The organism is Mycobacterium sp. 852014-50255_SCH5639931 (genome assembly GCF_001665605.1).
In the GTDB taxonomy this organism is placed as follows: Bacteria; Actinomycetota; Actinomycetes; order Mycobacteriales; family Mycobacteriaceae; genus Mycobacterium; species Mycobacterium paraffinicum.
Genome location: NZ_LZSV01000025.1, coordinates 21,723 through 33,950, shown reverse-complemented (window position 1 = coordinate 33,950; position 12,228 = coordinate 21,723). Strand labels below are relative to the sequence as shown.

12 protein-coding genes and 1 pseudogene are annotated in these 12,228 nt (G+C 68.5%); 6 read left to right on the top strand and 7 right to left on the bottom strand.

The annotated features are described in order from the left end of the window. The first annotated feature begins 76 nt into the window (after positions 1-76). Both A5758_RS15340 and nuoN read left to right on the top strand, forming a co-directional pair. Complete coding sequence (locus tag A5758_RS15340) at positions 77-1,288, top strand: NADH-quinone oxidoreductase subunit M (RefSeq protein WP_369816446.1); 1,212 nt, start codon at positions 77-79, stop codon at positions 1,286-1,288. Then, the gene (gene nuoN / locus A5758_RS15335) at positions 1,288-2,877 is read left to right on the top strand and encodes an NADH-quinone oxidoreductase subunit NuoN (protein WP_067741458.1); all 1,590 of its coding nucleotides are present in this window, start codon (positions 1,288-1,290) and stop codon (positions 2,875-2,877) included. The genes A5758_RS15340 and nuoN overlap by 1 nt, the downstream gene beginning before the upstream one ends. A gap of 2 nt (positions 2,878-2,879) precedes the next feature. On the opposite strand, the gene A5758_RS15330 is transcribed toward nuoN, so the two are convergent. The 5 genes from A5758_RS15330 to A5758_RS15310 all read right to left on the bottom strand — a co-directional run bounded on the left by A5758_RS15330 (position 2,880) and on the right by A5758_RS15310 (position 6,990). Next, complete coding sequence (locus A5758_RS15330) at positions 2,880-3,272, bottom strand: hypothetical protein (protein WP_231987330.1); 393 nt, start codon at positions 3,270-3,272, stop codon at positions 2,880-2,882. A gap of 64 nt (positions 3,273-3,336) precedes the next feature. After that, on the bottom strand, positions 3,337-4,548 hold the full coding sequence (locus tag A5758_RS15325; protein ID WP_156622650.1) for a DUF58 domain-containing protein: 1,212 nt from the start codon (positions 4,546-4,548) through the stop codon (positions 3,337-3,339). Between the two features lie 50 nt (positions 4,549-4,598). Continuing rightward, positions 4,599-5,567 carry a MoxR family ATPase gene (locus A5758_RS15320; protein WP_067741445.1) on the bottom strand — a complete coding sequence of 323 codons (969 nt, stop codon included), beginning with the start codon at positions 5,565-5,567 and terminating at the stop codon, positions 4,599-4,601. Continuing rightward, positions 5,564-6,046: a hypothetical protein gene (locus A5758_RS15315; protein WP_067208288.1), complete on the bottom strand. Its 483-nt coding sequence runs from the start codon at positions 6,044-6,046 to the stop codon at positions 5,564-5,566. The genes A5758_RS15320 and A5758_RS15315 overlap by 4 nt, the downstream gene beginning before the upstream one ends. After that, positions 6,043-6,990 carry a DUF4129 domain-containing protein gene (locus A5758_RS15310; RefSeq protein ID WP_067741441.1) on the bottom strand — a complete coding sequence of 316 codons (948 nt, stop codon included), beginning with the start codon at positions 6,988-6,990 and terminating at the stop codon, positions 6,043-6,045. The genes A5758_RS15315 and A5758_RS15310 overlap by 4 nt, the downstream gene beginning before the upstream one ends. A 152-nt stretch (positions 6,991-7,142) precedes the next feature. On the opposite strand from A5758_RS15310, the pseudogene A5758_RS26555 reads away from it, so the two are divergent. Both A5758_RS26555 and A5758_RS15300 read left to right on the top strand, forming a co-directional pair. Continuing rightward, a pseudogene (locus A5758_RS26555) lies at positions 7,143-7,710 on the top strand (DUF222 domain-containing protein); the annotation flags it as partial. A gap of 66 nt (positions 7,711-7,776) precedes the next feature. Next, positions 7,777-8,382 carry a class I SAM-dependent methyltransferase gene (locus tag A5758_RS15300; protein WP_067741435.1) on the top strand — a complete coding sequence of 202 codons (606 nt, stop codon included), beginning with the start codon at positions 7,777-7,779 and terminating at the stop codon, positions 8,380-8,382. On the opposite strand, the gene A5758_RS15295 is transcribed toward A5758_RS15300, so the two are convergent. Then, on the bottom strand, positions 8,379-9,251 hold the full coding sequence (locus A5758_RS15295; RefSeq protein ID WP_067741432.1) for an SDR family NAD(P)-dependent oxidoreductase: 873 nt from the start codon (positions 9,249-9,251) through the stop codon (positions 8,379-8,381). The genes A5758_RS15300 and A5758_RS15295 overlap by 4 nt on opposite strands. Then, on the bottom strand, positions 9,248-9,850 hold the full coding sequence (locus A5758_RS15290; protein WP_067208297.1) for a TetR/AcrR family transcriptional regulator: 603 nt from the start codon (positions 9,848-9,850) through the stop codon (positions 9,248-9,250). The genes A5758_RS15295 and A5758_RS15290 overlap by 4 nt, the downstream gene beginning before the upstream one ends. A gap of 74 nt (positions 9,851-9,924) precedes the next feature. Between A5758_RS15290 and A5758_RS15285 the strand changes: the two genes are divergently transcribed. After that, a complete protein-coding gene (locus A5758_RS15285; RefSeq protein ID WP_067741429.1) occupies positions 9,925-11,061 on the top strand; it encodes a phosphotransferase family protein in 1,137 nt (378 codons plus the stop codon). Continuing rightward, positions 11,061-12,176 (top strand): hypothetical protein, encoded by a 1,116-nt coding sequence (locus A5758_RS15280; protein WP_067741427.1) that lies wholly within the window; start codon positions 11,061-11,063, stop codon positions 12,174-12,176. The genes A5758_RS15285 and A5758_RS15280 overlap by 1 nt, the downstream gene beginning before the upstream one ends. Positions 12,177-12,228 lie beyond the last annotated feature (52 nt).

The window sequence follows — 12,228 nt, the reverse complement described above, 5'->3', positions numbered from 1 at the left end:
CCAGCGCGACCAGGTGTCTGTTTTGTATTTCTGATGTGTTTGCTGTGTTTGTTTTGTTTTTTGTTTTGTCGCGGTGATGTTTGTCATCGAGTTGTTGGTGGTGATGTCGCTGGAGGCGCTGGACGTGTTGCTCTTCTACGTCTTCTTCGAGGCCATGCTCATCCCGATGTACTTCCTGATCGGGGGCTTCGGCGGCGGGGCCGGCAGGTCACGCGCGGCGGTGAAGTTCTTGCTGTACAACCTGTTCGGTGGGCTGATCATGCTGGCCGCCGTGATCGGGCTGTACGTGGTCACCGCGCAGCACAGTTCGGGCACCTTCGACTTCCGCGAGATCGTCGCCGGCGTCGCCTCCGGCCGCTACGGGGCCGACTCCGCGGTGTTCAAGGCGCTGTTCCTGGGCTTCATGTTCGCCTTCGCCATCAAAGCGCCGCTGTGGCCGTTCCACCGCTGGCTGCCCGACGCCGCAGTGGAGGCCACCCCGGCCACCGCGGTGCTGATGATGGCGGTGATGGACAAGGTCGGCACCTTCGGCATGCTGCGCTACTGCCTGCAGCTGTTCCCCGGCGCCTCAACCTATTTCCGGCCCCTGATCGTCGTGCTGGCCGTCATCGGTGTCATCTACGGCGCGGTCGTGGCCATCGGGCAGACCGACATCATGCGCCTGATCGCCTACACCTCCATCTCGCACTTCGGGTTCATCATCCTGGGCATCTTCGTGATGACGAGCCAGGGGCAGAGCGGCTCGACGCTGTACATGCTCAACCACGGCCTGTCCACCGCGGCGGTGTTCCTGATCGCGGGCTTCCTGATATCCCGGCACGGCAGCCGGAAGATCGCCGATTACGGCGGGGTGCAGAAGGTGGCGCCCATCCTGGCGGGGACGTTCCTCGTCTCGGCGATGGCCACCCTGTCGCTACCCGGTCTGGCGCCATTCATCAGCGAATTCCTGGTCCTGCTGGGCACTTTCAACCGGTACTGGCTCGCCGCCGCCTTCGGTGTCACCGCGCTGGTGTTGTCCGCCATCTACATGCTGTGGCTCTACCAGCGCATGATGACCGGACCGGTGGCCTCCGGCAACGAGAAGATCGGCGACCTGCGGGCGCGCGAACTGCTCGTCGTCGCACCGTTGATCGCACTGTTGTTCGTTCTCGGGGTTTACCCGAAGCCGGTGCTGGACATCATCAACCCCGCCGTCGAGAACACCATGACCACCATCGGTCAGCATGATCCCGCGCCGAGCGTGCCGGCGGTCAACCGCGCACCCCGGACAGCCGAAGGACCGCGATAATGACCCTCCCCACCCCCAGCATCGAGTACTTCCTGCTCTGCCCGACGCTCATCGTGTTCGGCGTCGCCGTGGTCGGCGTCCTCGCGGAAGCGTTCGTGCCCAGGCGGATTCGCTATGGCGCCCAGGTGACGCTGGCCCTGGCCGGTTTGGTCGCAGCCTTCGTCGCGGTGATCGCGGTGAGCCGCTCCGTCCCGGCCTCCGGCCGCGCGACGGTACTGGGCGCGATGGCCGTCGACCGGCCGACCCTGTATCTGCAGGGCACGGTGCTGCTGGTCGCGGTGCTGGCGGTCATCTTCATGGCCGAACGCACGCAAGCCAAGGCGGACAGCAAGGTCGCCGCGGGGGTGGGCGCCGCCGGGCCGGTCGGCCTGGATTCCTTCACCCCCCAGGCGTCCGCGGTCCCGGGCAGCGACGCCGAGCGCGACGCGGAGCGGGCCGGGGCCGCGCAGACGGAGCTGTTCCCACTGGCGATGCTGTCGGTCGGCGGCATGATGGTCTTCCCCGCATCCAACGACCTGTTGACGATGTTCGTTGCGCTGGAAGTTCTTTCGCTGCCGCTGTACCTGATGTGCGGCCTGGCCCGTCATCGGCGCCTGCTTTCGCAGGAGGCGGCGATGAAGTACTTCCTGTTGGGCGCATTCTCTTCGGCGTTCTTCCTGTACGGCGTGGCGCTGCTGTACGGCGCGACCGGCACGCTGCTGTTGACCGGCATCCGGGATGCGCTGGCGGCACACGGGGACACCTCGATGGCGTTGGTGGGCGTCGCGCTGCTGTCCGTCGGCCTGCTGTTCAAAGTGGGTGCGGTTCCGTTCCATTCGTGGATTCCGGACGTCTACCAGGGTGCGCCCACGCCCATCACCGGGTTCATGGCGGCGGCCACCAAGGTGGCGGCCTTCGGCGCGCTGCTGCGGGTGGTCTACGTCGCGCTGCCGCCTCTGCACGATCAATGGCGCCCGGTGCTGTGGACCATCTCGATCCTCACCATGGCGGTGGGCACCATCACTGCGGTGAACCAGACCGACGTCAAGCGGATGCTCGCCTACTCCTCGGTCGCCCACGTCGGGTTCATCCTCACCGGCGTCATCGCCGATAACCAGGCGGGCCTCTCGTCCACGCTGTTCTACCTGCTCGCCTACAGCTTCAGCACCGTCGGCGCGTTCGCCATCGTGGGCCTGATCCGCGATGCCGACGGCGTCGAGGACGCCACCCTGTCGCACTGGGCGGGACTCGGGCAGCGCTCACCGATTGTGGGCGTGATGTTTTCGATGTTCCTGCTGGCCTTCGCAGGCATCCCGCTGACGAGCGGGTTCGTCAGCAAGCTCGCCGTGTTCAAGGCCGCGGCGCAGGGCGGCGCGGCACCGCTGGTGATCATCGGTGTGGTGGCCAGTGGGATCGCCGCCTACTTCTACGTGCGGGTAATCGTTTCGATGTTCTTCACTGAGGCAACCGACGACACCCCCGACGTGGTGGCGCCGGGAATTTTGAGCAAGGCCGCGATCGCCGTGTGCGCCGCGATTACCGTGGTGCTGGGCATCTTCCCGCAGCCGGTGCTCGACCTCGCCGACCAGGCCGCCCAGCTGCTGCACTGAGATCAGCCGAGGAACGGGCGCACGGTCAGCACGTAAACGGCCAGGGCGGCCAGCGGCGCGGCCAGCGGCAACCACGGCAGCTGCAGCGGGAACGACGTCGCGACCAACCCGGCGAACGTGAACCCAACGGCGCCAACGGCTGTCGGCCAGCTGCCGAGCATCACACTGGCCGACCCGCCGACCGCGTGGCGGCACACCAGGTAGGCGGCGGCGCTCAGTCCCGACAGCGCGACGAACACGAGCGGCGGGTCGGACAGCACGATGGTGACCACCGACAGCAGCACCGCAAGCGTTGCGGCCGGACGAAATGCCGTCCCCGCCACCACCGCGCCCAGGGCCGTTGCCCAAGCGGCCACGGCGCGTCCGTGCGTGCCGTCGGCGGCCAAGCCGACCATCAGCAGGCCGAACGCGATTGAGAACACCGGGGCCCACAGCCGCGGCGGTGCCACCTTCTCGTCGTTAGCCACCGAGCCGTCCCCGTAGCCTGCGGCGGCGGTCCGGGAGCACACCCATGGACTGCTCCAGCCCGCTATCTCCTTGCCACGACACGATGTCGACGCCGACGGTGGCCATGTCGCGATACATGGCGGAGCGCTGCAGCGTCCACATCCGGTCCACCAGGGGATCCTGCTCGCCCTCGAACGGGGAGCTGTCGAGGATGTCGACGGCGATGACGACGTGGCCCCGCTTGCGGAGATCGATCAACGCGAGCGCGAATTCGGTATCGAGCAGCGTGGAGAACGCGATGACGATCGCGCCGGCGGGAACGGCCGCGCGCGGCGCCAACGTGCCCGTTGTCTTCTCGAATCGATCGCCGGCGCCGAGCACCGTGTCGAGGACCCGATAGAACTGGCGCTGCCCGATGTCTGCGCCCAGCCAGCGCGGGCGGTTGCCGCCCAGGGCGACGATGCCGGCGCGGTCTCCGTGCCGCAGCGCGGTCTGTACGACCTGCGCGGCGCCGCGAACCACGCGTTCGGTGGCGCGGGTCGCCGGGCCCGCCGGCTGGCGATAGGTGTCGATCAGCACCACCACGTCGGCGGCGCGGTCGGTGAGGCGCTGAGTGACGTGTAGTTGGCCGCGGCGCGCGCTCACCGGCCAATTCACCGCGCGCAGTTGGTCTCCGGGCACGTAAGCGCGAATGTCGGCGTATTCGACGCCGGGGCCGACGTGCCTGGTGAGGTGGGCGCCCAGGCGGTCGAGCAGCTCGGTCTGCGGGATGGGCGTCGACTGCGGGGGCGTCAGGGGAAAGACGATGACTTCGGCGGCGTCGACGGTCGCCGTCCCGTACAGCAGCCCGCCGCGCGCGACCGCGTCGACCCGGGCCCGGATGAAGTACCGGCCCCAGCGTTGCGCCGTTGCCGCAACCCGTTTGGTCCGGCCCGAGTCCGAGTCGAGAACTTCGAGCTGCATCCCCTCCACGGGCGCAACCGTGACCTCGACCGCCGAAAACCCCGTTGCCGCGCCCTCTTCCGTCGCCCAGATGCGCAGCTGCGCGCGGTCGTTTTCGAAGCACCGCTGCGCATCGGGATCGCCGTGCACGCGGATTGTCGGCACGGGTCGTTGCCAGCTGATCGAGCACAGCACGCCCAGCAGCGGCGCCGCGAACGCGATCAGCTGCCACCGGGCGCCGATCACCGCGACCGCGAGCGCCAACCCCGCGCAGCTGGCCATCGCCCGCGTCAAGTGCGATGCGCGCCAGCGGAACTCAACCGGGGACCGGGTCACGTGTCCCCGTGGCCCGTGCGGGGCACCGGTAAGCGGCGCAACAACTCCCCGACCACGTCGGCGCCCTGAATCTTGCGCACCCACATCTCCGGGCGCAGGGTGATCCGGTGCGCGACCGCCGGGACGGCGAGCGCCTTGACGTCCTCGGGGATCACATAGTCCCGGCCGAGCAAGAGCGCGCGGGCACGGGCGAGTTGAACCAGGTCGAGCTCGGCGCGCGGGCTGGCGCCCACCGCCACCTGCGGATGGTGGCGCGTGGCGTTCGCCAGCGACACCACGTAGTGCAACACGTCCTCGTGCACGGTCACCTGCTCGACCGATTCGCGCATCGCGAGCAGGTCGTGCGCATCCACCACCTGATTGACGGTCGGTTCCACCGACCCGCGTTCGAGGCGCCGGCGCAACATCGCGGCCTCGTCGCGCTCGGACAGGTAGCGCAGTTCCAGGCGGATCGCGAACCGGTCGAGCTGCGCTTCCGGCAGTGGATAGGTGCCCTCGTACTCGATCGGATTGTCTGTCGCGAGAACGACGAAAGGCTTTGGCAGCGGATGTGTTTCACCGTCAATGCTGACCTGGCCTTCGGCCATCGCCTCGAGCAGCGCCGCCTGGGTCTTGGGCGGCGTGCGGTTGATCTCGTCGGCGAGCAACAGGTTGGTGAAGATCGGTCCCGCCCGGAACGCGAAACGACCCGACTGCATGTCGTAGATCGTCGAGCCGAGCAGGTCCGCGGGCAGCAGGTCCGGGGTGAACTGCACGCGCGTGAATTGCAGGCCGAGCGCGGCGGCGAACGACCTGGCGATCAGCGTCTTACCCAGGCCCGGCAGGTCCTCGATCAGAACGTGGCCGCGGGCGAGCACCGCGATGAGGATGAGGGTGAGCGCGGAACGCTTCCCCACCACCACCCGCTCGATCTCGTCGAGCACCGCCTCGCAGTGCGCTGTGGTTGTTGCCGCCGGCAGCGTCATACCTGTTCCAACTTTCGCAGAATCTCTTCCAGCGTCGCACGGCCGGGACCGGGTCGCCGGTCGCCGGTCCGCGTGACGTTGTTCGGATTAACCCATTCCCACAGTTCGGCCCCGAACAGCATTTGACCGCCCGCCTGATACGCCACGGGGTCTTTGGATCGTCGCTGGCCGGTCGTCATCTCGTATCTGCGCGCGAGCATCGGGCGCAGGTGCCGGTCCCAGTCCACCCGGGTCGACTCCGACCACCGGATCGTCGTCTCGGTGTTGGAAAGCCAGCGGCGCAACGAATCCCCGAGGTCGTCGGGGTCCGCTTCGGGCTCGGGCCGCATTCCGCGTCCCAGGATGCGACGGACGGTGAGCAGCACCAGAGCCAGGGCACCACCCGCGGCGGCCAGCACCAATTGGCGGTCGTGCTGCATCAACGCCAACAGCTCGATCCCAACGATGAGGCAGATGCCCAGGGCTAGCGTCTTTTTCATACGGGACTCCGGGATCCCAGCTCGTCGAGGACCAGCTGGAGAACGCGCACCGCCAGGTCGCGGTGCCCCTCGTTCATCACATGCGGGCTGAATCGCGCCTCGGCGAACAGGTTCACCAATTGAACGGCGTTATCGGCATGCAGCGCATGGTGTTCGACCGCCCGGGCCAATACCTCGGTCGGGGTGTCGAAGTCCTGCGGGGCTGCGCCGGGCACGTGGGCGAGTTCGCGTTCCATCGCGGCATAACAGGCGATGATCGCCTCGCGCGGTTCCCGGCTGAGATCGGTCATCTCGGCCAGCCCCCGTTCGGCGGCTCGCACCAGAGATTCCGAACGTGTCGGCGGCGCCGGAGATTCGGCGTGACCATCGATGACGGCGCCCGGCGTCGCCGCGCGCCACCGCCTGCGCGACATGACCACGGTCCCCGTGACGATGATCAGCATCATCGGGACGGTGGCGGCGAGCAGGATGCCGAACATGTCGCCGTTCTGGGAATGCGGCCGCTGCGTCGCGGGGGCGTTGCCATGCTCCGCCGACGGAGCGCCGTTCGTCTGTGGGGGCTGCGCCTGACCGACACCGTGCGGCGCCAACAGGCGGGACGCCACCATCACGATCAGCAGCCAGGCCACGATGACCGCCAACGCGATCAGCACCACGCGCCAGCTCGGCCGGCCCCTGCCGGTGCCGAGCATCTCGGACAGCTGGCCCGCTTGCGGCGCCGCCGCGCGCGGGTCGCGCAACCGCGCGATGACCGCGATCGCCACCAGCGCGAGGGTCACGCCGAGGGCGACCACCACGAATATCAGTGCCACCCGGCTGCCGGCGGCCTCGCCGCGCTCCTCGTGGTGGGCGGCAGGGAGGTAGCCCCGCAGCGCGGCGGAGACGACGAGCAGCAGCACGATCAGGGCGACGACCCGCCCCGTGGGCTTGTCCATACCAGGCATTGGCACACCACTCGTTTGTTGCGGCACTGGCCTTGCCTCATCCTGGCACGTCAGGCCGCGGGTTATCCACAGTCGGAGATCCATCCACAAAACCGCGCTCGCGTGCATATTGTCGAACGCCTGTTCGATAATGTTGGCTCGTGGGGTTCCGGATGAGCGCCGAACAGGCACGAGAGCGGATCGGTGCCGCTCTTCACGCGATCGACGCCGCCCACGATGTGCTACGGGATACGTCGTCGGATGTGGTCGGCAACGACTTCCGGGTCGAGGTCGCCGAACGGCTGGAAACCCGGGAACGCACCAACCGGGGGCTGATGTACCGCTTCTTCGCGGAGATCGCCGACCCGCCCGATGGAAGCGGGTTCGTGCCGGGGGTGCGCGACAAGCTGTGGGCGCGGCTGCGCATCACGCCCAAGGAGATCACCCGCCGCTTCCGGCTCGCGGCCCGGATCCGGCCGCGGCGGTCGCTGACCGGTCCGCCCGTGGCACCGGAGCTCCCGGCACTGGCGGCCGCGGTGGCCGACGGTGCGGTCGGCGAGGACCACATCCGGGCGGTATGCGCGGCGGTGGATCTCCTGCCCTCCCGCGTATCGCCCTTGGATGTCGCGGACGCCGAGCGCGCGCTGGTGCGGGATGCGACCAAACTCGACGCCGGGTCCGAGATCAACCGCGCGCACCACCCCGACGAACTCCTGCGCGGCGATCCGGATCCGCCCGCTACGGACGAGGGCTGGCGCGCCGCGCGCGTCTCGCCAAGCGGCCCCGCCCGGTGGGACACTACGATTCGTGCCGCCATACCGCGATGTCGCAGCGTTCGACGATCGTGCCGCCGGCTACGACCGCGGCTGGCGCGGGCGGCTGCATCACGAGATCGCCGACCGCACCGCGCAGCTGGCCGTGGCGACGGTCACCGCTCCCGAGTATGTGCTCGACGTGGGGTGCGGCACGGGTTACCTGCTGCAACGGCTGGCTCGCCGCTACCCGAACGCCAAGCACCTCGCCGGGATCGATCCCGCCCCTCAAATGGTCGCCGCCGCAACGGCCCTCGCGCGCGACCCGCGACTGAGCTTCACCCGCGGAGTGGCTGAGGAGCTCAACTATGCCGACCGCGCCTTCGACCTGGTCGTCAGCACCACGTCATTCGATCACTGGTCGAACCAACTGGCGGGCCTGTTGGAGTGCGCCCGGGTGCTGCGGCCCGGCGGAAGCCTGGTGCTCGTCGACCAGTTTTCGCTGTGGCTGGCGCCGACCCTGGCCGTCGGCCGTCGCGGCAAGGCCCGCACCCGCGACCGCGCCGAGAAGCTGCTGCTGCAGGCGGGCTTCCAGTCCCCCAAATGGCAGCGGCTGCATGCCGTGATCATCAACGCGGTCACAGCGAAGACGCGGGCCTAGTCCGGCTCGAAGGGCCGGAAGCTGCCATCGAGCACCTGCAGATGGCCGATGGTGCGCCCGGTGACCTTCGCGGGATCGACCAGGGTCAATTCGACTGCCGCTCGGGCGAATTCGTCGGCCGCGGCGGTCTCGTCGAACTCGCGGGCATAGTAGGCCAGCCCCGGGGTGAGGATCGGTTTCGACGGTGACAGGGCATTGACCGCGATATGGTGATCGGCGAGATCGTATGCCGCGCACTGGGTCAGATGCTCCAGCGCCGCCTTGGATCCGCCATAGCCGGGCAGCACGCCGCCGCTGCGGTCGGGGTACGGCCCGTCGCCGGGGATCCTCGATGCAACCGAGGTGACGTTGATGATCGACCCACCGCCCGCTTCGATCATGTCCGGGCTCACCAGCTGCATCAGCTCGTACGCGGCGAAGACCGCGATCTCGAAATGCCGGCGATACGCGGCGAGCGGAATGCTGACGAATCCCGGCCAGCCGGGTTTGGCGGCGCCACCCGCCGGCTGCGCGGACTTGGCGCGCGGTTCGGAGCCGGGCGCCGGGGGCCTTCCGGGCGCGGTGAAGGCCGCGTTGTTCACCAGGATCGTGATGGGTCCCAGGGCTTCTCGCGCCTCAGCCACCAGCCGGGCGATGTCCTCACGGTCGGTCAGGTCGGCCCGGATCGCCACCGCCCGTCCGCCGGCCGCCTCGATGTCCGCGACCGTCTCACCGATGGTGCCGGGCAACCGCTCGTCCCATACCTGCTCGGTGCGGCCCGCCACCGCGACGGCGGCGCCCTCCGCCGCAAGGGCCAGCGCGATCGCCCGGCCCAGTCCGCGGCTGCCGCCGGTGACCATGGCGGCCCGCCCCGCCAGGCGCCCGGTCATCGCTTCACCCCGTGCACGACGATGGCGGTGGTCTGCTCCACCCACGCATCGTCGAGTTCGTCCTCCGGGCGCAGCAGCATGCGCAGCATCGTGGCTCCCCCAATCAACTCGATCAACCGGTCCGGGTCCACGTCGGGATGCGCTTCGCCCCGGTCGACGGCGTCACTCAGCCGCACCCGCACCGTCGCGAACAGGTCCGCGAACCGCGACATCACCCGGGCGTTCAAGGCAGGATCGGCCGTCATGTCGGCCACCAGGCCCGGCAGGGCGGCGCGAACGACCGGGGTGGTGAAGACGTCGCGCGTGGCCTCGATCATCATGCGGATGTCGGCGGCGATGTTCCCGGCCGGCGCCTCCAGCGCGGTGGGCGCCACCGGGAAGGCCGCCTCGTGCACCAATTCGGCCTTGCTCGACCACCGGCGGTACAGGGCCGACTTCGTCGTTCCCGCGCGCTCGGCGACCGCCGCCAGGCTCAGATTTGAATAGCCCATTTGGACAAGCAGTTCCGCGGTGGCCGATAGGATGGCCGAGTCGATACGCGGGTCCCGCGGGCGGCCGGCACCGGGGGCCTTGTCAAGGGTGGACGGGTCTGCTTTCATATCGCTACCTACCGTATCGTAATTGCCGCGCCGAATCTCAAAGAGAATCAAGTCCCAAAGAATGGGAGGCACCCGTGGCCAACGAACCCGTGCTGGACAAGGTCGACCGGCTGCAGCGCTCCAGCCGAGACGTCACGACGCTGCCCGCCGTGATGTCGAAATGGCTGTCGACCGTCCTGCCCGCCGGAGCGATCCCGGAGGTGACGGTCGAGAGCGGCGTCGACTCCACGGGCATGTCGTCGGAAACCATCATCCTCTCTACTCGCTGGCAAGAGGGCGGGAAGCCCGTCGAGCAGAAACTCGTGACCAGGGTTGCGCCCGCCGCCGAAGACGTGCAGGTCTTCCCAACCTACCGGCTTGACCACCAATTCGAAGTCATCCGAAAGGTCGGCGAACTCACCGACGTACCCGTCCCGCGGGTGCGCTGGCTCGAGCCCACCGGCGAGGTGCTGGGCACCCCCTTCTTCGTGATGGATTACGTCGAGGGCGTGGTCCCGCCCGACGTCATGCCCTACACCTTCGGCAACAACTGGTTCGCCGACGCCCCCGCCGAACGTCAGCGCGAGCTGCAGGACGCAACGGTTGGGGTGCTGGCCAAGTTGCACTCAATCCCCAACGCGGAGACCACCTTCGGCTTTCTCTCCGACGGCCAAGACGGCGACACCGCGCTGCGCCGACACTTCAACTGGGTGCGGTCCTGGTACGACTTCTCGGTCCCCGACATCGGCCGCTCGCCGCTGCTGGAACGAACCTTCACCTGGCTGGAGGACAACTGGCCGGCCGAATCGGCCGCGCGCGAGCCCGTGCTGCTCTGGGGCGACGCCCGGGTGGGCAACGTGCTGTACCGCGACTTCCAGCCGGTCGCGGTACTGGACTGGGAGATGGTCACGCTCGGGCCCCGGGAGCTCGACGTGGCGTGGATGATCTACGCGCACATGGTGTTCCAAGAACTGACCGGCCTGGCGGGCCTGCCTGGCCTGCCGGAGGTGATGCGCGAGGATGACGTCCGCGCCACCTATCAGCGACTGACCGGCGTGGAAGTGGGCGACCTGCGCTGGTTTTACGTGTATTCGGGCGTCATGTGGGCCTGCGTGTTCATGCGCACCGGCGCGCGCCGGGTGCATTTCGGCGAAACCGAGAAACCCGACGACGTCGAGTCGCTGTTCTACCACGCCGGATTGATGAAACGTCTTATCGGAGAGGAGCAATAATGCTTGGCCCGCTCGACGAGTTCCCGGTACATCAGATTCCGCGGCCGATCGCCTGGCCGGGTCCGTCGGACCGCAATTTCTACGATCGCTCCTACTTCAACGCCCATGACCGCACCGGAAACATCTTCGTCATCAGCGGCATCGGCTACTACCCCAACCTCGGCGTCAAGGACGCGTTCTTCCTCGTCCGGCGCGGGGACACCCAGACCGCGGTGCATCTGTGTGACGCCATCGACCAGGACCGCCTCAACCAGAACGTCAACGGCTACCGGATCGAGGTCATCGAGCCGTTGCACAAGCTACGCCTGATCCTCGACGAAACCGACGGCATCGCAGCCGATCTCACCTGGGAGGGACTGTTCGACGTCGTGCAGGAGCAGCCGCACGTCCTGCGGTCCGGCAACCGGGTGACGCTGGACGCGCAGCGGTTCGCCCAGCTCGGCAGCTGGAGCGGCCGCATCGCCGTCGACGGCGAGGAGATTCCTGTCGACCCCGCGACCTGGCTCGGCAGCCGCGACCGGTCGTGGGGCATCCGGCCGATCGGCGAGCCCGAGCCGGCGGGCCGGCCCGCCGACCCGCCGTTCGAGGGCATGTGGTGGCTGTACGTGCCGATGGCGTTCGACGACTTCGCCATCGTGCTGATCATTCAGGAGGAGCCCAACGGCTTCCGCTCGCTCAACGACTGCACCCGCATCTGGCGCGACGGACGCGTCGAGCAGCTGGGCTGGCCGCGGGTGAAGATCCACTACCGCTCCGGCACCCGCATCCCCACCGGAGCGACCATCGACGCCACCGCCCCCGACGGCACCGGAGTCCACTTCGACGTCGAGTCCAAGCTGCCGGTGCCCATCCACGTCGGCGGCGGCTACGGGGGCGACTCGGACTGGCTGCACGGCATGTGGAAGGGCGAGAAGTTCGTCGAGCGCCTGACCTATGACATGACGGACCCGGCGATCGTCGCGCGGTCGGGTTTCGGCGTGATCGACCACGTCGGCCGGGCGGTGTGCCGCGACGGCGATCGCGAGCCGGTTGAGGGCTGGGGCCTTTACGAACACGGCGCGCTGGGCCGCCACGACCCCTCCGGGTTCTCCGACTGGCTCACCGTCGCCCCCTAGTCAGCCCGCGAACGTCGAGGAGTTCCGGGATTCTCGGGCCATCTCACGCAAC